Below are 24,491 nucleotides of genomic sequence, written 5' to 3'. Positions count from 1 at the left end.
CATGGACTGGCTGAGAGAACACCCCGAGGTCAAGACATTCCGCGTGGCCGCAGCCGACCTGAACGGCGTGGCCCGCGGCAAACGCATCCCCGCCCGCTTTGCCCAGAAGGTCGTGGATGAGGGCACCAAGTTTCCCTATTCGGTAATGAATCTCGACATCTGGGGCGAGGATGTCGAAGACAGCCCGCTGGTCTTTCAGTCGGGCGATCCCGACGGTCTGCTGCTGCCGACCGAACGTGGCTTCCTGCCGATGCCATGGCTGGATGCGCCGACGGCGCTGTTGCCTTTATGGATGTTTCACCCCGATGGCAGCCCCTATGCGGGCGATCCGCGTCAGGCGCTGGCCCGCGTGGTTGAACGTTACAACGCGGCGGGGCTGGTGCCGGTCGTCGCGACCGAGCTGGAATTTTTCCTGATCGACGATTCGGGCCGTCAGTTGCGCGTCCCGCCCAGCCCGCGCTCCGGCAAGCGGCGCACCGGCGGAGAGGTGCTAAGCCTGCGCGCGCTGGACGCCTTTGATCAGTTCTTCACCTCGCTTTATGACGCCTGCGAGATGATGGACATTCCCGCCGATACCGCGATCTCCGAAGCCGGGCCGGGTCAGTTTGAAATCAACCTGATGCATCAGGCCGATCCGATGAAGGCGGCGGATGATACCTGGCTGTTCAAGATGCTGGTCAAGGGCGTCGCCCGCCAATACGGCTTTGCCGCCAGCTTCATGGCCAAGCCCTATGATGCGTGGTCGGGCAACGGGATGCACATGCATTTCTCGATCCTCGACGCGAAGGGCCGGAACATCTTCGACAATGGCGGCGAAGAAGGGACCGAGGCGCTGCGCCACGCGGTTGCGGGCTGCCTGCGCGCCATGCCCGGATCGACCCTGCTGTTTGCGCCGCATGAGAACAGCTATGACCGGCTGGTCCCGAACGCCCATGCCCCGACCGGCATCGGCTGGGCCTATGAGAACCGGACGGCTGCGATCCGCATTCCCTCATCCGGCCCGAAGGCCCGCCGGATCGAGCATCGGGTGGCAGGGGGCGACGTGAACCCCTATCTGACGGTCGCTGCGATCCTTGGTGCGGCGCTGAACGGGATCGAGGACAGGCTGGAACCGCCCGCGCCGTTCAAGGGCAATGCCTATGACCAGAACCTTGAACAGCTTCCCGGCGATTGGGGAGCGGCGATTGAGGCATTCGACAAATGCCCCGAAATCCGCCGCATCTTCCCCGAACATCTGGTCGAAAACTACCTGATGACCAAAAGGCAGGAACTGCATTACATGGCAGAACTGTCGGACGAGGAGACGGTCGAGCTGTATCTCGACACGGTGTAACAGCGCCCAAGCGCCGAGGATGACAAAGCAAGCAGGAGGACAGGATGCCCCCCGTCACCAGCCAGCCGGTCGAAAATGGCCTGACCCGCGCTGCGATCTTTCTGGTCGTCACGCTGAAGGACAGCCCAGAGGTGGTGCCGACGCTGCAATCGCTTCTCGCCGATCTGGCAGGGATCGTGCGCGGTGTCGGCTTTCGCATCTCGGATGGTGAACTGTCCTGCGTTGCCGGGATAGGCTCGGACGCTTGGGGCAGGCTGTTTCCCGGTCCGCGCCCGCGCGACCTGCACCCGTTCGCGGAAATCGACGGGGTGCATCGCGCCGTCTCGACCCCCGGCGATGTGCTGTTTCATATCCGGGCCTCGCGGATGGACCTGTGCTTCGAGCTTGCCACTCACCTGATGGCCCGGATCGGTGCGGTGGTGACGGTCGAAGATGAAACCCACGGCTTCAAATATTTCGACGACCGCGACCTGATCGGCTTCGTCGATGGAACCGAGAACCCGACCGGCGACGACCGGGTGCAGGCCACGCTGATCGGCGACGAGGATCCCGGCTTTCGCGGCGGCAGCTATGTAATCGTGCAGAAATACCTGCACGATCTTGCCGCATGGGAGAAAATCCCGGTCGAGCAGCAAGAGCGGATCATCGGTCGCAAAAAGCTGTCCGATATCGAGCTGTTGGACGCCGACAAGCCGCCCTATGCCCATAACGTGCTGACCTCGATCACAGATGAGGACGGCAATGCGCTGGACATTCTGCGCGACAACATGCCCTTCGGGCGACCGGGGGCGGGCGAATATGGCACCTATTTCATCGGCTATGCCAAAACCCCCGCAGTGACCGAGCGGATGCTGCACAATATGTTCGTCGGCAATCCGCCCGGCACCTATGATCGCCTGCTGGATGTCAGCCGCGCGGTGACGGGAACGCTGTTCTTCGTGCCGCCAGCTTCGATGCTGGAAGATGCGGGAAGCGATGCCGCAGTTGCCAAGGTTCCGGCGCGTGGTGAGGACGGGCGCGCGAAGCCTGATTAGGGGCAGGGGCGTTTCCGCCTGCTCACCCATGATGACAGGCAGTTGATTAACAATTGCCGTTGCTTCGCGCTATATCTGGCCTGTCAGCCGCCTTTGCGGCCAAAACGATAACAAGCCGTTGATACGGGGCAGAGACGATGTTTCATCCAGACCGGCGCCATTTTTCGCTGATGATGCTGGCCGCGCTTGCGGCCTGCGGATCGCAAGGCCCAGAGTTCAAACGTTATTCCGGCCCGCCGGTCACGCAGGTCGTCGTCAACAAGGGCCAGCGCCGGATGTATCTGCTCAGCGGGACATCGGTGCTGAAAGCCTATGATTTCGGCCTTGGCAATCAACCCATCGGCCACAAGCAGTTCGAGGGCGACGGCAAGACGCCCGAAGGGATGTATTACGTGGACCGCTTCAATCCCCGCAGCCGCTATCACCTGTCGGTCGGGATTTCCTATCCGAACCCCTATGACGTGGCCTATGCGGCCCAGTTCGGGCGCAGCGCGGGCGGCGATATCATGTTCCACGGGCGCGGCCCCGAAGGAAACAAGCTGGTGCGCGAGAAGCGCGACTGGACCGCAGGCTGCATCACCGTCTCGGATGAAGAGATGGAAGACATCTATGCCATGCTGACGCCCGGCGTGCCGGTGATGATCTATCCCTGACGGGATCGCACCATATCTGAAGGGGAGAAGGTGAGAGGCTGGACAACGACCCAAGCGGGTCTCGTTACGGCTGCTTCCTTCCGGACCTGACCGGGTTGGCGAGGCGCTCACCCGCGCCAACCTCTCGCGGGGAGAGATAATCGCTTGGCGGCGGGGATGCAACCCTGACCAGCAAGCCTGCGATCACAGATGCAGGCGCAGACGGGCGAAGCCGTCGTCGCTGTGACCGGCAAGTTCCAGTCGGCTCTGCAAGCCCTCGACATCCGCCAGATGGGTCAGACCGCGCGGCCCGGTCTCAAATCGCACGCTGGTTCCCGGCATCGGGCGAAAGCTCCACAAAGCTGCGCCGCTGACGGCGATGCGGCGGCGGATGCGGACATAGTGGCGCAGGATATCGCGGGTCAGTCGGCCTTCCGCCAGGGCGACCTGATTGCCGCTGACAAGCGGGCTAAACAGCCCACAGGTCGAGAGGCGGAACGAATTGGTGGCCAGCAGAAAGGCATCCTCGTCCCCGACCGGCAACCCGCGCCAGCGCAGCCCGACGATCCGCTGCGAATCGGGATGGGCCAGATCGCCATCGGCGGTGAAGCGGGCAGGGCGCGACAGGTCGATCTGCCAGGTCACGCCGTCGATCACGTCGAAATTGTAGCAGGGGAAATCCGGGTCCAGCAGCGGTGCATCCTTGCTGCCAGGCTGGACCGGCAGGAACAGGCTGGCCGAGCGCTCCAGCCAGCCGCGCAGTTGCGCGCCGCTGATGCGGACGGCGCAGATCCGGTTCGGGAAGGTGTAGAGATCGGCCAGATTGCGCAGGCTCAGCCGCCCGGCCGAGACATCGGTGTAATAATCCGGCCCACCCCGGCCTCCCGCCCGGAACGGCGCCGCCGCCGACAGTAGCGGCAGCCCTTCCCATTCGGTCCCGCGCAGACGGCTGCGCACATGCCAGCGCTGCGCCATGTTCACCAGTTGCAGGCCCGGATCATGCCCGATCAGTGAAAAATAGCTGTTCAGCGGCGATTCGATCCGCCCCACGCGGCGGCGCAGATGGCGCAACGTCGCGCGATGCGTCGTCAGGACCGGACGGGCAATCTCGGGGCTGGCGGGCATGTTCGCGGGCACCGCCTCGCTGCGCACGGTGAAGGCGGCGACCCGCCAGCCACCGTCACGCGGCATAAGCGTCAGATCGATCACCCCCAGATGCGAGCCGCCGAATCCCGCCATGACCGCAGGCTTACCTAACAGCGTCCCGCGCACCGGATCGATCCCGGCAGAGGCCGCGAAGGTCTGCGAAGGAAAGACCTCATGCGTATGGCCCGCCACGATGGCATCAATCCCCTCGACCCCGGCAAGGGCGGCGGCGGCATTCTCCATCCGCGGCGAAGGCCGTGTGCTGCCGATACCGCTATGGGCCAGTGCCACGATGATCTGCGCCCCGTTCATCCGCATCTCGGGGATGATCTTCCGGGCGCTGGCAAGGATGTCGTCGCAGGCCAGTTCCGCCGAAAGATCGCAGTCCCAGTCCACCGTCTGCGGCGGCAGAAAGCCGACGATGCCGATGTTCAGCGGCACCTGTTGCCCGCGCCCGTCAGTGACCATTCGTCGCAGGATCACGTAACCCGCGAAGCCTTTCCCGCGCAGCACCTCTAGATTCGCGGCAAGGAAGGGAAACCGCGCCTGTGCCGTCACCTGACGCAGATAAGCCAGCCCAAAGGTGAAATCGTGATTCCCAAGCGAGGCGGCGTCGTAATTCAGCGCATTCATCGCCGCGATCGCCGGATGCGGATCGCGATTGTGCGATGCAGCCTCGGCCTTCTGTGCGACATAATCGCCCATCGGCGTGCCCTGCAGGAAATCGCCGTTATCCAGCAACAAACAGTTCCGCACCTCCGCCCGCCGTGCCTCGATCAGCGAGGCGGTGCGCGCCAGTCCGAGACGGTCGCTGGCCTGAGCGGTCAGATAGTTGAACGGCAGCACGTTCATATGCATGTCGGTGGTCGCAAGAATACGCAGAGGAACCGCCAGCCCCGATCCGGATATGCGGGGTGGATCCGGCACCGGGTCGTCCGTCGTTCTGCCATCCGGACCCCGAACCACGGACATCGCTACTCCACTGCTGGCCATGCCCTGAAAACAAGCGTGGCTTGGCGTATTCTTAACCCTTTCACGTTACCGTGAGAATTGCGCGCAAACAACCACAGATTGCCGGAACGTGCGATTTGTCGAATTTTTCTGCGCTGGCCTGACCAGAAGGACAGGGGACGGTTGTATTCGGCGCGTGATAGGTTGGGTCTGCATTCTGAGGTATTTTTGCAAATGTTAGCCACTTGGTTGAATAGCGCCCGACATCTGGACTATCACGATCATCGTTCGGATATTGATATTGCCGGTTCGAAACCGGGTCTTGGGCGAGGTTGCATGAAATTCTCCACGCGGATTGATACCGACGATTCTGCGACAGAGTTGTTCGACCTGATCGGTGACTTCAACCGGCTGGAGCGGTTGATGGTGCGCCGGGGTGCCTCGGTCTCGCGCATCGATCCGGCGCAGGATCCGGGGACCGCCTTGGGGTGGAATCTGGGCTTCGACTGGCGGGGGCAGCCGCGCAAACTGCGCCTTCAGGTCACCCGATTCGACCGCCCGGACCGGATCTCGCTTGCCGGAACCGCAGATGCCTTTGATGTCGGGGTCGAGATGACCTTCGTTGCGCTGAGCCGTTCACGCTCGCGCCTGATCTTCGAGACAGAGTTGCGCCCGCGCAACATGCGTGCCCGGTTGCTGGTGCAGACTGCGAAACTGGCCAAGCCACAATTGGACAAGAAATTCGCGCGCCGAATCAACGATTTCCTGTCGCAACTTCGGGTGGTCTGACGACGCTGCCGGGCAGGGTCAGCCCTGCCGTTGCGCCTCGCGCAGCGGATCGGCGGGATAGACGCCCAGCAGATCCAGCGACGAGGTGAAATAGCGCAGCTCTTCCAGCGCCAGTTTGACCGCCGGATCTTCGGGATGACCCTCGATATCGGCATAGAACTGGGTCGCGGTGAAAACTCCGTCCACCATGTAGCTTTCCAGCTTGGTCATGTTGACGCCGTTCGTCGCAAAGCCGCCCATCGCCTTGTAAAGCGCCGCCGGAATGTTGCGGACGCGGAACACGAAGCTGGTCAGCATCTGATCGCCCCGGCGGCTGAAATCGGGCTGGCGCGACATGATCAGGAATCGGGTCGTATTGTTCTGACGGTCCTCGATCTGGTCGGCCAGACGGTTCAGCCCGTAAATCTCGCCCGCAAGTGGCGCGGCCAATGCGGCCAGCGACGTATCGCCGCGGCTGGCGACCTCTTTGGCCGATCCGGCAGTGTCGGCGCCGGTCACCGCGCGGATGTCATGCTTGCGCATGAAGCCCCGGCATTGGCCCAGAAGAACGGTATGGCTCATCGCCTGCCGCACATCGGCCAGCGTCGCGCCGGGCACGGCGAGCAGGCTGATATGGACGCGGACAAAGGCCTCATCGATGATGTGCAACCCGGATTCGGGCAGCAAGTGATGGATATCGGCGACCCGGCCATAGGTCGAATTTTCGACCGGCAGCATCGCCAGATCGGCCTTTTCGCTGCGCACCGCCTCGATCACATCCTCAAAGGTCGCGCAGGGCAGGGGCTCCATCTCGGGGCGCGCATTGCGGCACGCCTCGTGGCTGTAGGCGCCCGATTCGCCCTGAAATGCGATGCGGTTGGTGGTCATGCTCTTGGCCCGCTATCATAAATTTTGACTGTCGCATGGGTAACTATACCTTGATCCCAGAAAGCGAAAGCGGATAGATACACGGCGAATTGACGAGCTTACCAAGACGGGGATCGCACGCGATGTTCAACACCATGACAGTGACCAAGGCGGCGGGCGCGCTGATCGGCGCGCTGCTGTTTCTGATGCTGGCCGGCTGGGCCGCCAGCTCGATCTATCACGTCGGTTCCGCCGGACATGGCGGCGAGGGTGAGGAACATGCGCAAGCCTATTCGATCCCGGTCGAGGAATCCGAGGCCGATGCAGGCGCCGAAGAAGAACAGATCGACTTCGCCGCGCTGATGGCACAGGCCGATGTTGCCAAGGGCGAGTCGGAATTCGGTAAATGCCGCGCCTGCCACAAACTTGACGGCAGCGACGGCGTCGGCCCGCACCTGAACGGTGTCGTCGGTCGTGCCGTGGCCAGTATTGGCGGCTTCGGCTACTCGCCCGCCATGACCGATCACGTCGCGGATGCGCCGGACTGGACCCCGGAAGCGCTGCAAGAGTTCCTGACCAACCCGAAACAAGTCGTCAGCGGCACCAAGATGGCCTTCGCCGGTCTGAAAGACCCGCAGGCCCGCGCCAACCTGATCGCCTATCTCGAAACACAGCCCTGAGTTGTATCGAACTATCCAAGCAAAGGGCGTGGCATTGGCCGCGCCCTTTTTCTTTGCCTGGACGACCTGCATTCGATGGTGATTTGCTGCCGAGATCACGAAATCGCGGCTTGAACGACTTGCCCGCGCCGTCCTAGCCTGCGCTCGGAATATGTCAGCAGGAGTTTCCCGATGCGCCACTTCGCCCTGATCGCCGGATTGTCCCTAGCGGTGGGAATATCGCCCGCCATGGGACAGGAAGAACAGGGCGAAACGATCAAGGCGCACGGGATCGGGGTTTTTGAAGAGCTGAAACTTCCGCCCGATTTCGAACATCTGGCCTATGTGAACCCGGATGCTCCGAAGGGCGGTGAGATAGCGCAGTCGATCCCGAATGCGATGGGCTTCGACAATTTCAATCCCTTCACCTTCCGCGGGCGCGCGGCTGCCTTGTCTTCGATCATGTTCGAGAACATTCTTCAGGGCACCGCCGATGAGGTCGGCGCGGCGTATTGTCTGTTGTGCGAAACGCTTGAATATCCCGAAAGCAGGGATTGGGTGATCTTCCATCTCCGGCCCGAGGTGAAGTTCAGCGATGGCACACCGCTGACCGCCGATGATGTGCTGTTCAGCTATGAGACGTTGCGCGACAAGGGGCTGTCATCCTTTCGCGTCGTGATCGCGCAGGTGATCGAAAAGGCCGAAGTCATTGACGATCACACGATAAAATTCAGCTTCACGCCCGATTATCCGCGTCGCGATGTGATCCAGATGGCCGGTGGCCTGCCGGTGATGAGCCGCAAGGATTTCGAAGAGAACAACCGCGACCTTGAGCAGCCGATGAGCAAGGCGTTCATCGGTTCGGGCCCCTACATGTTCGACAGCGCCGACATCAACCGCCGGGTGGTCTATCGCCGCAACCCCGATTACTGGGGTGCGGATCTGCCGATCAACAAGGGCAGGAACAATTTCGATCGCCTGCGCTATGAATATTTCGCCGATTACGATGCCGCGTTCGAGGCGTTCAAGGCCGGTGAATACACCTTCCGCCACGAAGTCAGCAGCATCATCTGGGCTACGCGCTACAATTTTCCCGGTCTGACGAACGGCTCGGTGAAACAAGAGACGCTGGCCAACGGCAATGTTGCCTCGGGGCAGGCATGGGTGTTCAACCTGCGCCGCGAGAAGTGGCAGGATGTTCGCGTGCGCAAGGCCATCGGGCTGGCCTTCAACTTTGAATGGTCGAACGATGCGCTGTTCTACGGGCTCTATCACCGCGTCAACAGCATCTGGGACAACAGCGAGATGGCGGCGACAGGCGTGCCCAGCGACGCTGAAAAGGCGCTGCTGGAACCCGTCGCGGCGGACCTGCCCGAAGGTATCCTGACCGATGAAGCCGTGATGGTGCCGGTCGGTGGTCAGCGTCAGCTTGACCGCGGCAATCTGCGTCAGGCCGGAGCGCTGCTGGACGAGGCGGGATGGACCGTCGGCGACGACGGCATGCGGCGAAATGCTCAGGGGCAGGTTCTGTCGCTGGAATTCCTGAACGACAGTCAGACCTTTGACCGGGTGATCAATCCCTATGTCGAAAACCTGCGCGCGCTTGGCATCGATGCGCGGAACATGCGCGTGGACAATGCCGAAGCCGAAGAACGCACACGCAGCCACGATTTCGACATCGTCAGCACGCATCTGGGCCAGTCCGAGATCAGCGGCGCCGGGTTGCAGCAATATTTCGGCTCCGCCGGTGCCAATGATGTCTTCAACACGATGGGTCTTGCCAATCCCGCAATCGACAAGCTGATCCCGTATGTCGAAGCCGCGAATTCAATGGACGAGTTGAAGACCGCGACCCATGCACTTGACCGGGCATTGCGCAGCCTCAGCTTCTGGGTGCCGCAATGGTATAATCCAAGCTATCTCGTCGCCTATTACGACCAGTATGGCCATCCCGATCCGCTGCCGCCCTATGCCTTGGGCGAGATGGATTTCTGGTGGTATGATCAGGCCAAGGCGGACGCGCTGCGACAGTCGGGCGCTTTGCGCTAGGGGCAAATGGCTTGATTTCCGTGCGGCGATTGCCCACAAGACGCGACAATGAAACGGGGCCGCAAAGGTCCGGCGCGCCTTGCGGGGCAGGCAGAAGGGCAGATTGATGGGCGCCTATATCCTGCGGCGTTTGCTGCTGATCATCCCGACATTGATCGGCATCATGTTGGTCAACTTTACCTTGACCCAATTCGTCCCCGGTGGCCCGATCGAACAGATCGCCGCCCAGCTTCAGGGCGAGGGCGATGCGCTGCGCAATATCTCGGGCGGCGGCGGTGAGGCGGGAAGCGGCGCGGATGAGGCGATGTATGGCGGCGCGCGGGGCCTGCCGCCGGAATTCATCGCCCAGCTTGAAAAGGAATTCGGCTTCGACAAGCCGCCGGTGCAGCGTTTCCTGTTGATGATGGGGAACTACCTGACCTTCGATTTCGGGATAAGCTGGTTCCACTCGACCAGCGTCATCGATCTGGTCAAGGACAAGCTGCCGGTCTCGATCACCCTTGGGCTGTGGTCAACGCTGCTTGCCTATCTGATCTCGATCCCGCTGGGCATCCGCAAGGCGGTGCGCGACGGCACCCGCTTCGATACCTGGACCTCGGGCGTCATTATCGTGGCCTATGCGATCCCGGCCTTTCTGTTCGCGGTCCTGCTGTTGGTGCTGTTTGCGGGCGGCAGTTACTGCATCGATTTCGGCTATGATTTCTTGCGCGGCCTTGTCGGGCTGCCTGAAAAGAACGCCTGTATCCGATTCCCGCTGCGTGGCCTGACCAGCGAAAACTTTGCCGACCTGTCGCTTTGGGGCAAGGTCAAGGATTATGCATGGCACGTCGCCCTGCCGGTCCTGTCCACCACCCTTGCCAGCTTCGCCACGCTGACGCTTTTGACCAAAAACAGCTTTCTGGACGAGATCGGCAAGCAATATGTGATGACCGCCCGCGCCAAGGGTCTGGCCGAAAACCGGGTGCTTTACGGCCATGTCTTCCGCAACGCGATGCTGATCGTGATCGCAGGCTTTCCGGCAACCTTCCTTGGCGTCTTCTTCGGCGCCTCGATCCTGATCGAGACGATCTTCTCGCTGGACGGGCTAGGACGGCTTGGCTTCGAGGCGGCGGTCCAGCGCAACTATCCGGTGATCTTCGGCACGCTTTACGTCTTTGGGCTGCTTAGCCTCGTGGTCGGGATCCTGTCCGATCTCATGTATGTCTTCGTCGATCCGCGCATCGATTTCGAATCGAGGGCCGGCTGATGGCATTGTCCGAACTGAACCGCCGCCGCTGGCGGAACTTTCGCCGCAATGGCCGGGCCTTCTGGTCGCTGGTGATCTTCTCGGTCCTGTTCCTCGTCGCGCTGGCGGCGGATTTCGTCGCCAATGACAAGCCGATCGTGGTCAGCTATCGGGGCGATCTGTATTTCCCGATCCAGAACTTCTACCCGGAAACCACCTTCGGCGGCGATCTGCGGACCAGCGCGATCTATTCCGATATCGCGATCCAGTGCATGATCAAGACCGGCGGGCGCGAGGAATGCTGGGACGAGCCCGAAGACCTGATCGCCGCCGTCGATAACGGCACCAGCGACGTTCCGAAGGAGGAACAGGGCTGGATGATCTGGCCGCTGGTTCCCTATCATTACACCACCGTCAACGACGTGAAGCCCGCCGCCAGTCCGCCAAGTGCGGCGCATTGGCTGGGCACCGACAATACCGCGCGCGACGTGCTGGCGCGGGTGATCTATGGCTTCCGCACCTCGATCATGTTCGCGCTGATCGTGACCGTCGCCGCTTCGATCATCGGCATCGCGGCGGGGGCGATACAGGGCTATTTCGGCGGCAAGACCGATCTGGTCTTTCAGCGTATCCTTGAAATCTGGGCCTCTACGCCGTCGCTTTATGTGATCATCATCCTTTTCGCGATCCTTGGGCGAAGTTTCTGGCTGCTGGTCTTTATCACCATTCTGTTCGGCTGGCCCGCGCTTGTCGGCGTGGTCCGGGCCGAGTTTCTGCGCGCCCGCAACTTCGAATATGTGCGCGCCGCCCGCGCGCTTGGGGTCAGCGACCGCAAGATCATGTTCCGCCATATCCTGCCCAACGCCATGGTCGCGACGCTGACCATGCTGCCCTTTGTCGTGACCGGCGCGATTTCGGGCCTCGCCGGGCTGGATTATCTGGGCTACGGCCTGCCCGCACGTTCAGCCTCGCTGGGCGAACTGGCATTGCAGGCCAAGCAGAACCTTCAGGCGCCGTGGCTGGCCTTCACCGCCTTTTTCACCTTCGCCATCATGCTGTCGCTTCTGGTCTTCATCTTCGAAGGCATCCGTGACGCCTTCGATCCCCGGAAGACCTTCAGATGAGCCGCCCCGAAGATACCACGCCCACAAGCCCGGCCCCCGGCGCACCCGCCGCCGTGGCCGAGGCGCATGGCACCCCGATGCCGGGCAGCGCCGGTCCCGGCATCGCGGTTCCATCGCCTACCAGCGATGCGGTTCTGGCGGTCCATAACCTGAAAATCGGCTTCTCGAATGAGGGGCAGGTCCATCATGCGGTGAAGGGCGTCAGCTTTCACATCAACCGGGGCGAGACGGTCGCGCTGGTTGGCGAATCCGGTTCGGGCAAGTCGATCACGGCCTTGTCCACGGTGCGACTGCTGGGCGCCTCGGCCAAGGTCGAGGGTTCCGTGAAGTACGAGGGGCGCGAACTGGTCGGCGCGCCCGAAAAGCTGCTGCGCGAGATTCGCGGCAACGATATCAGCTTCATCTTTCAAGAGCCGATGACCTCGCTGAATCCGTTGCACACGCTGGAGAAGCAGTTGGGCGAAAGCCTTGCGCTGCATCAGGGGATCACCGGCGCGAAGGCAAAGGCGCGCATCGTCGAGTTGCTGACCCGTGTGGGCATCCGCGATCCCGAAAGCCGCCTCCCGGATTATCCGCACCAGTTGTCGGGCGGGCAGCGGCAGCGGGTGATGATCGCCATGGCCTTGGCGAACAATCCCGACCTGTTGATCGCCGATGAGCCGACCACCGCTCTGGACGTGACCATTCAGGCGCAGATCCTTGAATTGCTGGCCGAGTTGAAGGCGGAAACCGGCCTCTCGATGCTGTTCATCAGCCACGACCTTGGCATCGTCCGCCGCATCGCCGACCGCGTCTGCGTGATGAAGGACGGCGAGATCGTCGAACAGGGCCCGGTCGAGCAGATTTTTTCCGATCCGCAGCACGACTATACCCGCAAGCTGCTGGCGGCAGAGCCGAAAGGGCTTGCCGATCCGGTTCCCGCCGATGCCGAAGTGTTGGTCCAGACCCGCGATCTGAAAGTCTGGTTCCCGATTCAACGCGGGCTGTTGCGGCGCACCGTCGGTCATGTGAAGGCCGTCAACGGCGCGACGCTGGATGTCCGCGCGGGCGAAACCCTGGGAATCGTCGGCGAATCCGGCAGTGGCAAGACCACTTTGGCCTTGGCGATCATGCGGCTGATTGCCAGCGACGGGCCGGTGATCTTCATGGGGCAGGACATCTCGGGCTGGAAATCGAAGCGGCTGCGTTCGCTGCGCCGTGACATGCAGATCGTCTTTCAGGACCCCTATGGCAGCCTCTCGCCGCGGATGACGGTGGAGCAGATCATCGCCGAAGGGCTGGGCGTTCACGGGGTCGAGAAAGGCCGCGACCGCCGCCAGATGGTCGCCGAGATCATGACCGAGGTTGGCCTCAACCCCGATATGATGCACCGCTATCCGCATGAATTTTCGGGCGGGCAGCGTCAGCGGATCGCCATCGCCCGCGCCATGATCCTGCGCCCGAAAGTGGTGGTGCTGGACGAGCCGACCTCGGCCCTGGACATGACCGTGCAGGTGCAGATCGTCGAATTGCTGCGCGGCCTGCAGCAGAAATACGGGCTGGCCTTCCTGTTCATCAGCCACGACCTGCGCGTGGTCCGGGCGATGTCGCACAAGATCATGGTCATGCGCGCCGGCGAAGTGATCGAGCAGGGCAGCACCGCCCAGATCTTCGACGCTCCGCAACAGGAATACACCCGCAAATTGCTGGCCGCCGCCTTCGGAGAAGTCGCCGAATGAAGATCCTGCTGGTTCACCAGAATTTCCCCGGCCAGTTTCCGCATCTGTCGCAGGCACTGGTTCAGCGCGGCCATCAGGTGCTGGCGCTCACCGATGAGAAGAACCAGCGCGAAAGCCCGGTCGAGGTTGTTCGCTACAAATCGCCCGAGCCGGTCCAAAGCAACGGCGCCCTTGGCCGCACCTATTCGAACTATGCCGAGCGGGCCTATCTGACCGCCCGGGGCGCGCGGGCGCTGCGCGACCGTTACGGCTTTCAGCCCGATGTGATCCTTGGCCATTCCGGCTGGGGCGAGACGCTGTTTCTGCAGGAAATCTGGCCTCAGGCGAAGCTGCTGATCTATGCCGAACTGCTTTACCGGACGCGCGGGCAGGATGTCGGTTTCGATCTTGAGGTGCAGCAGGACAGCGACGAAAGCCGGTTCATGACCGTCGCCCGCTCGGCCCATTTGATCCAGGGGATCGTACAGGCCCATGCCGCCATCGCGCCGACCCGCTATCAGGCCGACAGCTTCCCGCCAGAGCTTCGCAGCAAGATCACCGTCATCCATGACGGCATCGAAACCAACCGCGTCGCCCCCAATCCCGAAGCGCAACTGACCCTGCCGAACGGGCGGGTGCTGCGCGCGGGCGATGAGGTGCTAAGCTATGTCTCCCGCTCGTTGGAACCCTATCGCGGCTTTCACATCTTCATGCGCGCCTTGCCCGAAGTGCTGGCCGCGCGACCGGATGCACAGGTGGTGCTCGTCGGCGCCGAGGGGGTCAGCTATGGCGGTGCGCCTTCGGAAGGGGAAAGCTGGAAGGCGAAGATTCTGGCGGAACTGAACGGTAAGCTGGATCTGGACCGCGTGCATTTCATGGGCCGCGTGGCCTATCCCGATTACCTGTCGCTGATCCAGTTGGCGCGGGTGCATTGCTACCTGACCTATCCGTTCGTGCTTAGCTGGTCGCTGACCGAAACCATGTCGGCGGGCGGCTATATCGTGGCGTCCGACACGCAGCCGGTGCGCGAACTGATCAGGGATGGTGAGAACGGACGGCTGGTGCCGTTCTTCGATGTGCCTGCCTTGTCATCGGCCCTGATCCGGGGGCTGGAAGGCGATCCCGACGCGCCGCGCCTGCGCGAAGCGGCACGCCAGACGATCCTTGACGGCTATGACCTGCAACGCCACAGCCTGCCACGTCAGATCGCATGGATCGAGGCGCAGGCGGCAGGGTAGGTTCGCCCTTCAAAGCAGAGGGCATTGCCCGACCGCGGGTGGGCACTGCCCGGCGTCGCCCAAGGGCGACTTGATTCCGGGCGGGCGCTTCATCTTGCCACTTCCACCCCGTCTCGACATATAACCCGATCCGTCCTACACCCCCCGGACCCGCAACAAGAGGCCCATCATGGTCGCGATCCGACTGACGAACACCCGCACCCGCCAGAAAGAGGCCTTCCAGCCTCTCGATACGCAAAATGTGCGGTTGTATCTCTGTGGACCGACCGTTTACGAACGCGCCCATCTGGGCAATGCGCGCCCGGTTCTGGTCTTCGACGTGCTGGTCCGCCTGCTGCATCACGTCTATGGCGATGCCCACGTCACCTATGTCCGCAACTTCACCGACGTGGACGACAAGATCAACGCCCGCGCCGCCGAGACCGGCCGCCCGATCCGCGACATCACCGATGAAACCATCGGCTGGTATCACGACGACATGGACGCATTGGGCGCGCTTCGCCCCGATCACGAGCCCCGCGCGACCGACTATATCGCGCAGATGATCACCATGATCGAACAGTTGATCCGCCGCGGGAATGCCTATGATGTCGAAGGCCATGTCCTGTTCGATGTCCGGTCCTTCCCGCAATATGGCCGCCTGTCGGGCCGCTCGGTCGATGACATGATCGCGGGCGCCCGGGTCGAGGTTGCGCCCTATAAACGCGACCCGATGGATTTCGTCCTCTGGAAACCCTCGGACGACACCACCCCCGGCTGGGACAGCCCCTGGGGCTATGGCCGCCCTGGCTGGCATATCGAATGCTCGGCCATGTCCGAGGCGCTGCTGGGCGCGTCCTTCGACATCCATGGCGGCGGCATCGACCTGCAATTCCCGCATCACGAGAATGAGGTCGCGCAAAGCTGCTGCGCCCATCCCGAAGGCTCTTTCGCGAATGTCTGGCTGCATAACGAAATGCTGCAGGTCGAGGGCAAGAAGATGTCGAAATCGCTCGGCAACTTCTTCACCGTTCGCGACCTGCTGGATCGCGGCGTCGCGGGCGAGGTGATCCGCTTCGTCATGCTGTCCACCCATTACCGCAAGCCGATGGACTGGACCGAAGCCAAGGCGAACGAGGCCCGCGATACGATGTGGCAATGGCGCCTGCTGGTGAAGGACGTGGAGCCCGCGCCCGCGCCGTCGCCCGAGGTGGTCGAGGCCGTCGCCAACGATCTCAACACCCCCGGCGCGATTGCGGTCCTGCACAAGCTGAAGGACGATCCGGCGCTGCTTCTGGCCTCGGCCCGGTTCATCGGCCTGTTGCTGGACGGCGATGACGGCTGGATGCGGCAGGATTTCGAGGTGCTGGACGAACGCGCCGATTATCAGGGCTTCGATGAGGTTCTGGCCCGGCTGCAATCCCGCCTGACCGAGATCCGTCTGCAGGCGATGGCGTCGAAAGACTTCGCCGAACTCGACCGGCTCAAATCCGCATTGACCGAGGCCGGGCTGGAAGTCCGCATGTCCAAGGCCGGGATCGAATTGTTCGAAGGCCCGGCAACGCTGCAAAAGCGCGTGGTGGAACTGGCCGGGGATATCGGGGCGTGACGCTTGAGGCCGCAACCGAAACCGTCCGGGAGCAAGACCCGGATCGGTTCGGCGCGGTCCTTGCCGCCGCGCCCGATCAGCGCCCGGCGCTGGTCACGCTTTATGCGTTAAACCTTGAACTCGCCCGCGCGCCATTCCAGTCGGCTGAACCGATGCTGGCCGAGATGCGCCTGCAATGGTGGGTCGATCGGCTGGCCGAAATGGGGCAGGGGACCGAACCGCCGCTGCACGACGTGCTGACCCCTCTCTGGGAAAGCTGGGGCACCTCGGCGGGGGCATTCGCCGATCTGGCCGAGGCCCGGCGGCGGGATTGCGCGCGCGAACCTTTCACCGGGCCGGATGAGGTGATCGACTATATCGACGCCACGTCGGGGCGCCTGATGTGGTTCGCGGCACAGCGTCTGGGCGCCAATACCGCCTCGCAGCCGGTCGTGGCCGATCACGCCCGGGGCGTCGGTCTTGCCGCATGGCTGCGCGCGCTGCATCAGTTGCAACCGCTTGGCCTCGGGTTTCAGCACGAGACGCCGGAGCATGCGGTGGAACTGGCAAAGGCCGCACAGGAATCGCTGCGCCTTGCCTCGCGCCGTCACAAGCTGGTGGCGAAGCAAGCGGCGGCAGCGCTTTATCCCGGCCCCCGCATCCCGCGCCTTCTGGCGGAAATCGCCTCTGGCCGTCTCGACCCCTACAAAGACGCGTCCGAGATCACCCCGTTTCAGCGCCGCGCCTCTCTGGCCCGTCTGGCGCTGACCGGGCGCTGGTGGCGCTAGGCCGCGCAACACCCACCGTTCGCAAGCTGTGTACATCCTGTGCACATGCGGTGCAGACTTTGTGCACGCCCTGTGCAGGGAAAAACCCAGCATTTCCGGGCCTTTCCCACATCCGCATTTCTCCGTTGCTCAAATACCGATTGCAACGCCCGCAACTGTTGCGACGGGGCTGATGCGATCAGGCATTCACCGCACAAACCCTCTTCCCCTGACCTCGATCCTGTGGAAGGAATGGAAGAAGAACCGGCAGAATAGCCGGAGCGACAGGGTAGGTGGCCATGGCCTTTCTGAAAATCGATAGAGAGGCCCGACAGGGTTACAGCCTGATCGCGCCGCCGTTCCTCTATTCGGTGCTGGTCCTCGCCGCGCCGCTGATCACCATCCTGATCTACTCGTTTTTCTTTTATAAAACAGGCTATTCCAGCCTGGAGCCGGGCTTCACCCTGCAGAACTATCAAGAGCTGTGGGCCGACCCGATCTTCCGCGCGATCATGCAGCGTTCGCTGTGGGTGTCCGGGCTGGTGACGGTGGTGACGGTCGCGCTGGCTTTCCCCGTCGCCTATTACGTCAGCTTCGTCGTCGCCCCTGAACGCAAGGCGCTGTGGCTGTTTCTGATCACCATCCCGTTCTGGACCAGCTACCTGATCCGCGTCTTCCTGTGGAAGGTCATTATGGAGCAGAACGGCGTCATCAACTCCGTCCTCGTCGGCACCGGCATCGTCGAAAATCCGGTCACCATGCTCCGCTCGGTCGGCGCCATCGTGATGACGCTGGCCCATGCCTATGCGCCCTTCGCGATCCTGCCGATCTTCGTGGCGCTTGAGAAAATCGACCGCTCGTTGCTGGAAGCCGGGCGGGATTTGGGCGAATCGCGGCTGATGACCTTCTGGCGGGTGACGCTGCCGCTGGCCATGCCGGGCGTCATCGCGGCGGTGCTGATCGTCTTCATCCCGACCGTCGGCGACTATGTCACGCCCGAACTGATCGGTGGCGGACGTATCCCGATGGTCGCGAACTTCATCCAGACGCAGATGCTGGGGCTGGACAACCGGCCGCTGGGCTCGGCCATGTCGGTCAGCGCGATGCTGGCCGTCGCCGTGGTCAGCGCGATCTTCCTGATCCTCAACCGGAAATTCCTGAAGGTGCGGCAATGAAGGGTGGCGGTCTCCTGCGCAGCTATGCGGTGCTTTATCTGCTGTTTCTCTATGCGCCGATCATCCTGCTGCCGCTCTTCGCCTTCAATTCCGGCACGATTATCGCCTTCCCGCTTCGCGGCTTCACCACCGACTGGTTCGCGCAGATGTGGGGCAATGCCACGCTGCGCCGGGCCCTGTTCAATTCGCTGACCATTGCCGTCTCGGCCTCGGTTCTGGCGACCTGCCTTGGCATTTTCGCCGCCCGCGCCTCGACCCGGTTCAACTTTCCCGGCAAGGGCGGCATGATGGGCTTCATCATGCTGCCGATGGTCCTGCCTGAAATCATCGTGGCCATGTCGCTGCTGGTGGTGTTGCTGGGCGCGGGGATCAAGCTGTCGATCCTGACCGTCATCGTCGGCCATACGCTGATGTGCATGCCCTATGCCATCGCGGTTCTGTCCACCGCCTTCTCCAGCCTCGACAAATCGCTGGAAGAGGCGGCCTATGACCTTGGCGAAACGAAATGGAGCGCTTTCCGCCTGATCACGCTGCCGCTGGTCATGCCGGGGATCGTCTCGTCGCTTTTGATTTCGTTCACCATCAGCCTCGACGAATTCATCATCGCCTTCTTCCTTGCGGGGAACGAGCCGACGCTTCCCACCTATATCTTCAGCCAGCTTCGTTTCCCCAAGCAGATCCCGATGATCATGGCGCTTGGAACGGTGCTGGTCGCCTTGTCGATCGTCCTTCTGGCGATGGGCGAATATTTCCGCCGCCGGGGTAACGCCCGGATGGGCAGTTCAGCTTCCGGGGGCCTTCTGTGACCGAACCTGCCAAACCGATGATCGAGTGCAAGGATGTTCACAAATATTACGGCGATTACCACGCTTTGCGCGGGATCGACCTGACGATCAATGCGGGCGAGTTCTTCTCGCTTCTCGGGCCCTCAGGCTGTGGCAAGACCACGCTTCTGAGGACCATCGCGGGCTTCGAGGATATCAGCAGCGGCGCGGTGCTGATCGACGCCAAGCATATGGAGAACGTGCCGGCGAACCAGCGCCCGACGAATATGGTGTTTCAGTCCTATGCGATCTTCCCGCATCTGACCGTCGCCCAGAACGTCGCCTTCGGCCTGCGCCGCGATCCGCGCAGCAAAGAGGAAAAGGCCAAACTGGTCGATGAGGCGCTGACCATGGTTGGCCTCAAGGGCTATGGCGCCCGCGCCGCCCATGCGCTTTCGGGCGGTCAGCGGCAGCGGGTGGCGCTGGCCCGGGCGCTGATCCTGAAGCCTAAGGTGCTGCTGCTGGACGAGCCTCTCTCGGCGCTGGACCGCAAGATGCGCGAACAGATGCAGGTCGAACTGATCAAGCTGCAACGTCAGGTCGGCATCACCTTCGTTCTGGTCACCCATGATCAGGAAGAGGCGCTGGTCATGTCCGACCGCATCGCCGTGATGTTCGACGGCCAGATCGCCCAGCTTGACGGCCCCGAGGCGCTATATGCCCGCCCGGCGACCCGGCGCGTGGCGGATTTCATCGGCGTGATGAACTTCCTGCCCGCAACCATCCTGTCCGAGGCGGGCGGCATCGTCACCGCCGAGGTGCCGGGTCTTGGCACGGTCGAACTGCCCGAGCGGCAGATCAGCCGCGCCAATCCCGACGACACCGCCCCGACGATCGGTTTCCGCCCCGAAACGATGACGCTGGTGATCGGCGGCCAGACCCACAACCAGCCGCGAGAGACCGAGGCGACCATCGACGAGGTCGTCTATTACGGCGACATGACCTATTACGATTTGCGTCTGGACGACGGCGCAGGCGGCAAGACCAAGCCCGTCCGCATCTCGATGCGCAACGTCTTCGGTCGGGACGTGCAAGAGGTCGGAACGCGGGCCAAACTGGCATGGTCGCCGGGCTCGCTGGTGCTGTTCCGCTGAGGCGAAATCGACCGTCGGCATTCAGGTCGCCGTTGTCCGCTGGGCCTATAGCGCAGGTGGTCGCTGACCCGGCCAATCGGTCATTCCGTGCCAGGCATGTCCCAGACGCAGCACCGCCGCGTCGGCGCCGACCGGACCGGCGAGTTGCATTCCCATCGGCAGACCATTCGCGCCAAACCCCACCGGCACCGACAGGCAGGGCAAACCGGCAAGGCTGACCGGGACCACGATCTCCATCCAGCGGTGATAGGTATCGGCGGGTTTGCCTCCGACCGTTTCTGGCCAGCGCCATTCTGCCGGGAAGGGCCAGAACTGCGCAGTCGGCAAGGCGATCACATCGACGGTGCGGAACAACCGCGCCAAGGCCCGATACCAGTCGCTGCGGATGCTGCTGGCCTGATAAACCGCGTCTGCGGCAAGGGTCAGGCCCTGCTCGATCTCCCATTGCGCCTCTGGTTTCAGCAGCGCCCGCTTGGCCGGGTTCTGGTAAAGCGCCCGTTTCGCGCCCGCATTCAGAAAGGCCCGCAGGGTGGTCCATGCCTGCCACAGCTTTCGCGCCGGAAAGGGGGCGGGCAGCGGCACGATCTGACAGCCGAGGCTTTCGAATTGCCGCAAAGCCGCCTCGCAGATCGGCAGGATACCGTCCTCACAGGGATAATCGCCGTCCCAATCGGCCAGCCAGCCGATGCGCGTCCCCGCGACCGGGCCGTCGAGTTGCGGCAGGTAATCCTCGGCCATGCGTCCGAAGGGCAGGGCGGGATCGGGGCCAGCCATGATCTGCAAAAGACGGGCGATGTCTTCGGGGCTGCGACCCATCGGGCCAAGCGTGGACAGGGTCGCCATGAAATTGTCGCCGACCGGATCGCCCGGCACCAGCCCCCAGCTTGGCCGGAAACCATAGACATTGCAGAACGCGGCAGGGTTGCGCAGGCTGCCCATCATGTCCGAGCCATCGGCGACCGGCACCAACCGCGCCGCCAGTGCCGCCGCCGCACCACCTGATGAGCCGCCCGCCGTCCGCGAGGTGTCATAGGGATTGCGGGTGGTTCCGAAAACCTCGTTGAAGGAATGCGAGCCAAGTCCCCATTCCGGGGTGTTCGTCTTGCCGATGAAGATCGCCCCCGCCGCGCGCATCCGGGCGACGACGATGTCATCCTCGACCGGGATATGGTCGGCGAAGATGGGCGATCCCCATGTGGTTCGGATGCCCTTCACCGCCGCCAGATCCTTGACTGCAATCGGCATGCCGTGCAGCCAGCCCTTGCGCGGCTGCCGGTCGGCCTCGCGCGCCTGGGCCAGCAATTCCTCGCGCGGGCGCAGGCTGATGATGGCGTTGATCGCGGGGTTCACGGCCTCGATGCGGTCGAGGAAAGCGGTCATCACCTCCTCGGCGCGAAGACGGCCCTCGGCCATGGCGGTGGCAAGCCCGGTCGCGCTGATCGTGGTTATGTCCTGCATCTGATCCCCTCCGGCGAAGCGTGACCAGAGTGACGATCCGCGCGGGGATGTCCAGCCGAGGTTAATCGTCCTTCGCCTGCGATCCAGCGGAACGGGGACGCGCCAGCGGGTGATGGTTCAGCACCAGTTCCCGCATCCGTTCGTCCAGCACATGCGTATAAATCTCGGTCGTGCCCAGATCGGCATGGCCCAGTAATGTCTGGATCGACCGCAGATCCGCGCCGCCTTCCAGCAGATGCGTGGCGAAGGCGTGGCGGATCACATGCGGCGTGACCCGCGAAGGATCGACGCCCGCCGCTACCGCCATGTCGTTCAGCAGCCGCCCGAAACTCTGGCGCGGCATGTGACCGGCGGCACCGGGCGCGGGGAACAGGTAGCGCGCGCCCTTGTTCGCGACCAGTCGGCCCAACGGGCTGTCCTTGGGCGCGTTATCCCTGATCCGCAGCCACTCCGCCAAGGCAGTCCGCGCCGGGCCGGTCAGCGGCACCATGCGTTCCTTGCTGCCCTTGCCCCGGATCAGCAGCACGGCGGGATCGCCGCGGCACCCCGCCACCGGCAGTTCGACCAGTTCGCTGACCCGCATGCCGGTTGCGTAAAGCAGTTCGATCATCAGGCGGTTGCGAACCTTGTCGGCCTCGGTCCGGCCCAGCGTCGGGGCGGCGGTCAGCATCGCGTCGATCTCGGCCCGGTCCAGCGTCTTTGGCAACCGCTTGGCGCGACCCGGACCGGCGATGCGGATGGCGGGGTCATCGTCGCGCCAACCCTCTTCCAGCGCGAAACGGCTGAATTGCCGGATCGAGGACAGACGCCGCGCCCGCGTCGCGCGCGAAAAGCCCTGCGCGTCGCAATGGGTCAGATAATCCTCGACCAGTTCGCGGGTGAGACCTGACAGCGCCTCGCCGCGCCCGGCAAGCCATTCCGACAGATCCTGCAAATCGCGACCATAGGCCAGCAAGGTGTTCCGCGCCGCCCCGGCCTCGGCCGCCTGCGCGTCCAGAAAGGCCGAGATGGCGCGACCGTCGGACATTACTGACCCTCTGCACCCATCTGCGGCAGCAGCGAAATCTGGGCCGCCGCCAGATCGGCATCGGCCACCAGCCCAAGGGCCCGCAACATCGCCAGACCGCGAGCGGCGCGGCCCATATCGCCATCGACCGCCGCGTCGATATCGGCAATCGCGCCCAGCAAAGCCTCGCCCCGGCGGGTGTCGGGGGCGATCACCGGCTCTGCCTCGGGGTCAAGCGCCAGCGCGTCAGCGACCGGAACCGGCGTCGGCACCGGCAGGCCCTGCCATTGGCGCAGCCAGTTCGCAATCTCGGCGCTGTGGCCGGTGCCATCCTCGGGCAGATCATCGGCCACCATCGCGGCCAGCGTGCCGGCCATATCGGCGCGACGAAACTCGGTGAAGGCATGGGACAAAGCCGGGCCGGGATTGCCGCCGGCAATCGCCGCCTCAAGCGTCCGCATCGCGCCCGCACGCTCCCACACACCGCCCGAGGCGGCGGGGCGTTGTTCGCCATAGATGTCGCGCAACTGCCGGGCCGGGATCGCCCCTGCGCGGGCCAGACGTTCGGCCGCTTCCAGCCGCGCTTTCCAGCCATTGTTCATCCGCAGATCGGATTGCGCGAAGGCCAGAGGCAGCGACACCGTCGGCATCGGCTGACCGATCGCCTCGTGAATGCGGAATTCCAGCGGCGAGACACGTTCGCCCGGCGCCAGCGTCTCGCCGCTGTCCACGAAAGCGTCGTCAAGGAAATGGGTCAGCAACAGCGCCTCTTGCGCGTCGATCAGGCCAAGCGCCTCGGCTCCGTGCAGGCTGATCGCGGCGGCGGCCCAGTCGCCGGTCTGGGCAAGGCAGAAGATGCGTGCGGCAAAGCTGGGAGCGATGCCGGGAGTGGTGTTCATGATCTCGCAGGCGCGGCCTTCGTCGCCTTCCAGAAGGGCGATGTCGAAAAGGCGGCGGAAGATTTCCGGGTCGGTATGACCAGCAGCGGCCAACAAAGCCTGTGCCCGGTCCAGCGCGCCCATATCCAGAAGCCGGTCGGCGCGGGCCAGAAACAACCGCCCGCGTTGCGAGGCATCGACCGTTTCCGGCGGGGTCAGTTGCGCGGTCAGCAGCCGGTCCAGCAAAGCGGTCATCGCAGGCAGGCGGGCAGGGGTGCGCAACACCTGATCGGCCAGCGCCGCAGGATCGCTGCCCTGCCACAGATCGGCGGAAAGACCGGCCTTGCGCGGCGGGGTGATCCCTGCTGCGTCGGGATTGCCGCCGTCAAGCCGCGTCACCTCGATTGCGCCCACCGCACCGCTTTCGGCGACGGGCTTCGGTCCGGGGGCGAAAGGGCTGCCGGGGGGCGGCTGATCGCCCGGACGCCAGGCCGAGCTTTCGCGTTCCGGCCCGCGCACACTGCCCGACAGCCAATCGCTGGCTGACAACGGCTGCTGCGCCATGGCCGGAAGCGCAAGGCATGCCAGACAGGCCGCGACGGCCAGCCGGGCAGAATATCGGCGGGGATCAGTCAAGGGATTGGTCGCTTGCCGGGCTGTCTGTTGCAGGGGCTTCCATCGCCTCGCCAACGGCGGAATCGATGGCCGACGGCTCGGCTGCGGGTTCCGCAGCGGCCTCGGTCGGGGCGGGGGCGGTCGCCGTGACAGGATTGACGACAACCGGGTGGCGCACCTCGGTTCGGGTCGGTTCCATATCGCCGAAATAGGCATATCCGGCCAGCGCGATCACGCCCACCAGAATCAGCACCGCCAGAACCTTCAGAAGCCGCATCGAATTGCCTCGCTCGCCCTTGTTTTCATACATTTTGCCCGGTCTTCTGCCGGATGACCCCGAATATATATGGCAATTTCCGAAAGATCACGCCATTCAGTCACACG

General features: G+C 63.5%; 21 protein-coding genes and 1 other RNA gene. 15 read left to right on the top strand and 7 right to left on the bottom strand.

Annotation, left to right across the window (positions count from 1 at the left end; translation table 11 throughout):
* The first annotated feature begins 1 nt into the window (after position 1).
* The 3 genes from JJJ17_RS06980 (at position 2) to JJJ17_RS06970 (ending at position 3,020) form a co-directional block, all read left to right on the top strand.
* Entirely contained in the window at positions 2 to 1,333 is a 1,332-nt protein-coding gene (locus tag JJJ17_RS06980) for a glutamine synthetase family protein (RefSeq protein ID WP_200684929.1), read from the top strand.
* A 44-nt stretch (positions 1,334 to 1,377) separates the two neighbouring features.
* The gene (locus JJJ17_RS06975; protein ID WP_200684928.1) at positions 1,378 to 2,367 is read left to right on the top strand and encodes a Dyp-type peroxidase; all 990 of its coding nucleotides are present in this window, start codon (positions 1,378 to 1,380) and stop codon (positions 2,365 to 2,367) included.
* A 137-nt stretch (positions 2,368 to 2,504) separates the two neighbouring features.
* Complete coding sequence (locus tag JJJ17_RS06970) at positions 2,505 to 3,020, top strand: L,D-transpeptidase family protein (protein WP_200684925.1); 516 nt, start codon at positions 2,505 to 2,507, stop codon at positions 3,018 to 3,020.
* Positions 3,021 to 3,049: 29 nt separating this feature from the next.
* On the opposite strand, the gene ffs is transcribed toward JJJ17_RS06970, so the two are convergent.
* Together ffs and JJJ17_RS06960 are read right to left on the bottom strand one after the other, a co-directional pair.
* An RNA gene (ffs, locus tag JJJ17_RS06965) (signal recognition particle sRNA small type) lies at positions 3,050 to 3,146 on the bottom strand.
* A 57-nt stretch (positions 3,147 to 3,203) separates the two neighbouring features.
* Positions 3,204 to 5,072: a bifunctional 2',3'-cyclic-nucleotide 2'-phosphodiesterase/3'-nucleotidase gene (locus JJJ17_RS06960; protein ID WP_325168782.1), complete on the bottom strand. Its 1,869-nt coding sequence runs from the start codon at positions 5,070 to 5,072 to the stop codon at positions 3,204 to 3,206.
* Between the two features lie 360 nt (positions 5,073 to 5,432).
* Between JJJ17_RS06960 and JJJ17_RS06955 the strand changes: the two genes are divergently transcribed.
* On the top strand, positions 5,433 to 5,885 hold the full coding sequence (locus JJJ17_RS06955) for a hypothetical protein (RefSeq protein WP_200684921.1): 453 nt from the start codon (positions 5,433 to 5,435) through the stop codon (positions 5,883 to 5,885).
* Between the two features lie 18 nt (positions 5,886 to 5,903).
* On the opposite strand, the gene JJJ17_RS06950 is transcribed toward JJJ17_RS06955, so the two are convergent.
* The gene (locus JJJ17_RS06950; protein WP_200684919.1) at positions 5,904 to 6,752 is read right to left on the bottom strand and encodes a prephenate dehydratase; all 849 of its coding nucleotides are present in this window, start codon (positions 6,750 to 6,752) and stop codon (positions 5,904 to 5,906) included.
* 122 nt (positions 6,753 to 6,874) lie between these two features.
* Here JJJ17_RS06950 and JJJ17_RS06945 point away from each other — a divergent pair, with 122 nt between their 5' ends.
* From JJJ17_RS06945 to JJJ17_RS06895, 11 genes are all read left to right on the top strand, one after another.
* Positions 6,875 to 7,411 carry a c-type cytochrome gene (locus JJJ17_RS06945; protein ID WP_200684917.1) on the top strand — a complete coding sequence of 179 codons (537 nt, stop codon included), beginning with the start codon at positions 6,875 to 6,877 and terminating at the stop codon, positions 7,409 to 7,411.
* A 171-nt stretch (positions 7,412 to 7,582) separates the two neighbouring features.
* Positions 7,583 to 9,439 (top strand): extracellular solute-binding protein, encoded by a 1,857-nt coding sequence (locus tag JJJ17_RS06940; protein ID WP_200684915.1) that lies wholly within the window; start codon positions 7,583 to 7,585, stop codon positions 9,437 to 9,439.
* A 106-nt stretch (positions 9,440 to 9,545) separates the two neighbouring features.
* The gene (locus tag JJJ17_RS06935) at positions 9,546 to 10,685 is read left to right on the top strand and encodes a microcin C ABC transporter permease YejB (protein WP_200684913.1); all 1,140 of its coding nucleotides are present in this window, start codon (positions 9,546 to 9,548) and stop codon (positions 10,683 to 10,685) included.
* Positions 10,685 to 11,788, top strand: a complete 1,104-nt coding sequence (locus JJJ17_RS06930) for an ABC transporter permease (protein WP_200684911.1) — start codon at positions 10,685 to 10,687, stop codon at positions 11,786 to 11,788. Before JJJ17_RS06935 ends, JJJ17_RS06930 begins: the two co-directional genes overlap by 1 nt.
* Positions 11,789 to 11,865: 77 nt before the next feature.
* Positions 11,866 to 13,506, top strand: coding sequence for an ABC transporter ATP-binding protein (locus JJJ17_RS06925; protein WP_200685746.1), 1,641 nt, complete (start codon positions 11,866 to 11,868; stop codon positions 13,504 to 13,506).
* Positions 13,503 to 14,723: a glycosyltransferase gene (locus tag JJJ17_RS06920; RefSeq protein ID WP_200684910.1), complete on the top strand. Its 1,221-nt coding sequence runs from the start codon at positions 13,503 to 13,505 to the stop codon at positions 14,721 to 14,723. The genes JJJ17_RS06925 and JJJ17_RS06920 overlap by 4 nt, the downstream gene beginning before the upstream one ends.
* A gap of 169 nt (positions 14,724 to 14,892) precedes the next feature.
* Positions 14,893 to 16,311, top strand: coding sequence for a cysteine--tRNA ligase (gene cysS, locus JJJ17_RS06915; RefSeq protein WP_200684909.1), 1,419 nt, complete (start codon positions 14,893 to 14,895; stop codon positions 16,309 to 16,311).
* Positions 16,308 to 17,078 carry a squalene/phytoene synthase family protein gene (locus JJJ17_RS06910; RefSeq protein ID WP_200684908.1) on the top strand — a complete coding sequence of 257 codons (771 nt, stop codon included), beginning with the start codon at positions 16,308 to 16,310 and terminating at the stop codon, positions 17,076 to 17,078. The genes cysS and JJJ17_RS06910 overlap by 4 nt, the downstream gene beginning before the upstream one ends.
* 278 nt (positions 17,079 to 17,356) lie before the next feature.
* The gene (locus JJJ17_RS06905; protein WP_200684907.1) at positions 17,357 to 18,232 is read left to right on the top strand and encodes an ABC transporter permease; all 876 of its coding nucleotides are present in this window, start codon (positions 17,357 to 17,359) and stop codon (positions 18,230 to 18,232) included.
* Positions 18,229 to 19,038 (top strand): ABC transporter permease, encoded by an 810-nt coding sequence (locus JJJ17_RS06900; RefSeq protein ID WP_200684906.1) that lies wholly within the window; start codon positions 18,229 to 18,231, stop codon positions 19,036 to 19,038. Before JJJ17_RS06905 ends, JJJ17_RS06900 begins: the two co-directional genes overlap by 4 nt.
* On the top strand, positions 19,035 to 20,150 hold the full coding sequence (locus JJJ17_RS06895) for an ABC transporter ATP-binding protein (RefSeq protein WP_200684905.1): 1,116 nt from the start codon (positions 19,035 to 19,037) through the stop codon (positions 20,148 to 20,150). Before JJJ17_RS06900 ends, JJJ17_RS06895 begins: the two co-directional genes overlap by 4 nt.
* A gap of 45 nt (positions 20,151 to 20,195) precedes the next feature.
* Here JJJ17_RS06895 and JJJ17_RS06890 read toward each other — a convergent pair whose 3' ends face one another.
* The 4 genes from JJJ17_RS06890 to JJJ17_RS06875 all read right to left on the bottom strand — a co-directional run bounded on the left by JJJ17_RS06890 (position 20,196) and on the right by JJJ17_RS06875 (position 24,417).
* A complete protein-coding gene (locus tag JJJ17_RS06890) occupies positions 20,196 to 21,608 on the bottom strand; it encodes an amidase (protein ID WP_200684904.1) in 1,413 nt (470 codons plus the stop codon).
* Between the two features lie 61 nt (positions 21,609 to 21,669).
* Positions 21,670 to 22,635, bottom strand: a complete 966-nt coding sequence (locus tag JJJ17_RS06885) for a site-specific tyrosine recombinase XerD (protein WP_200684903.1) — start codon at positions 22,633 to 22,635, stop codon at positions 21,670 to 21,672.
* Positions 22,635 to 24,128 (bottom strand): hypothetical protein, encoded by a 1,494-nt coding sequence (locus JJJ17_RS06880; protein WP_200684901.1) that lies wholly within the window; start codon positions 24,126 to 24,128, stop codon positions 22,635 to 22,637. Before JJJ17_RS06880 ends, JJJ17_RS06885 begins: the two co-directional genes overlap by 1 nt.
* On the bottom strand, positions 24,121 to 24,417 hold the full coding sequence (locus JJJ17_RS06875; protein WP_200684899.1) for a hypothetical protein: 297 nt from the start codon (positions 24,415 to 24,417) through the stop codon (positions 24,121 to 24,123). Before JJJ17_RS06875 ends, JJJ17_RS06880 begins: the two co-directional genes overlap by 8 nt.
* Positions 24,418 to 24,491 lie beyond the last annotated feature (74 nt).

It is taken from the genome of Paracoccus caeni (assembly GCF_016629665.1).
GTDB lineage: Bacteria > Pseudomonadota > Alphaproteobacteria > Rhodobacterales > Rhodobacteraceae > Paracoccus > Paracoccus caeni.
This window is presented reverse-complemented; position numbering and strand designations above follow the sequence as displayed.

Excerpts from the sequence above, each read along its gene's own strand:
- JJJ17_RS06930 (WP_200684911.1), top strand. The coding sequence starts at position 10,685 with ATGGCATTGTCCGAACTGAACCGCCGCCGCTGGCGGAACTTTCGCCGC.
- JJJ17_RS06890 (WP_200684904.1), bottom strand. The coding sequence starts at position 21,608 with ATGCAGGACATAACCACGATCAGCGCGACCGGGCTTGCCACCGCCATG.
- JJJ17_RS06970 (WP_200684925.1), top strand. The coding sequence starts at position 2,505 with ATGTTTCATCCAGACCGGCGCCATTTTTCGCTGATGATGCTGGCCGCG.
- JJJ17_RS06950 (WP_200684919.1), bottom strand. The coding sequence starts at position 6,752 with ATGACCACCAACCGCATCGCATTTCAGGGCGAATCGGGCGCCTACAGC.
- JJJ17_RS06875 (WP_200684899.1), bottom strand. The coding sequence starts at position 24,417 with ATGTATGAAAACAAGGGCGAGCGAGGCAATTCGATGCGGCTTCTGAAG.
- JJJ17_RS06980 (WP_200684929.1), top strand. The coding sequence starts at position 2 with ATGGACTGGCTGAGAGAACACCCCGAGGTCAAGACATTCCGCGTGGCC.
- JJJ17_RS06920 (WP_200684910.1), top strand. The coding sequence starts at position 13,503 with ATGAAGATCCTGCTGGTTCACCAGAATTTCCCCGGCCAGTTTCCGCAT.
- JJJ17_RS06925 (WP_200685746.1), top strand. The coding sequence starts at position 11,866 with ATGCCGGGCAGCGCCGGTCCCGGCATCGCGGTTCCATCGCCTACCAGC.
- JJJ17_RS06935 (WP_200684913.1), top strand. The coding sequence starts at position 9,546 with ATGGGCGCCTATATCCTGCGGCGTTTGCTGCTGATCATCCCGACATTG.
- JJJ17_RS06940 (WP_200684915.1), top strand. The coding sequence starts at position 7,583 with ATGCGCCACTTCGCCCTGATCGCCGGATTGTCCCTAGCGGTGGGAATA.
- JJJ17_RS06905 (WP_200684907.1), top strand. The coding sequence starts at position 17,357 with ATGGCCTTTCTGAAAATCGATAGAGAGGCCCGACAGGGTTACAGCCTG.
- cysS (WP_200684909.1), top strand. The coding sequence starts at position 14,893 with ATGGTCGCGATCCGACTGACGAACACCCGCACCCGCCAGAAAGAGGCC.
- JJJ17_RS06900 (WP_200684906.1), top strand. The coding sequence starts at position 18,229 with ATGAAGGGTGGCGGTCTCCTGCGCAGCTATGCGGTGCTTTATCTGCTG.
- JJJ17_RS06945 (WP_200684917.1), top strand. The coding sequence starts at position 6,875 with ATGTTCAACACCATGACAGTGACCAAGGCGGCGGGCGCGCTGATCGGC.
- JJJ17_RS06885 (WP_200684903.1), bottom strand. The coding sequence starts at position 22,635 with ATGTCCGACGGTCGCGCCATCTCGGCCTTTCTGGACGCGCAGGCGGCC.
- JJJ17_RS06955 (WP_200684921.1), top strand. The coding sequence starts at position 5,433 with ATGAAATTCTCCACGCGGATTGATACCGACGATTCTGCGACAGAGTTG.
- JJJ17_RS06975 (WP_200684928.1), top strand. The coding sequence starts at position 1,378 with ATGCCCCCCGTCACCAGCCAGCCGGTCGAAAATGGCCTGACCCGCGCT.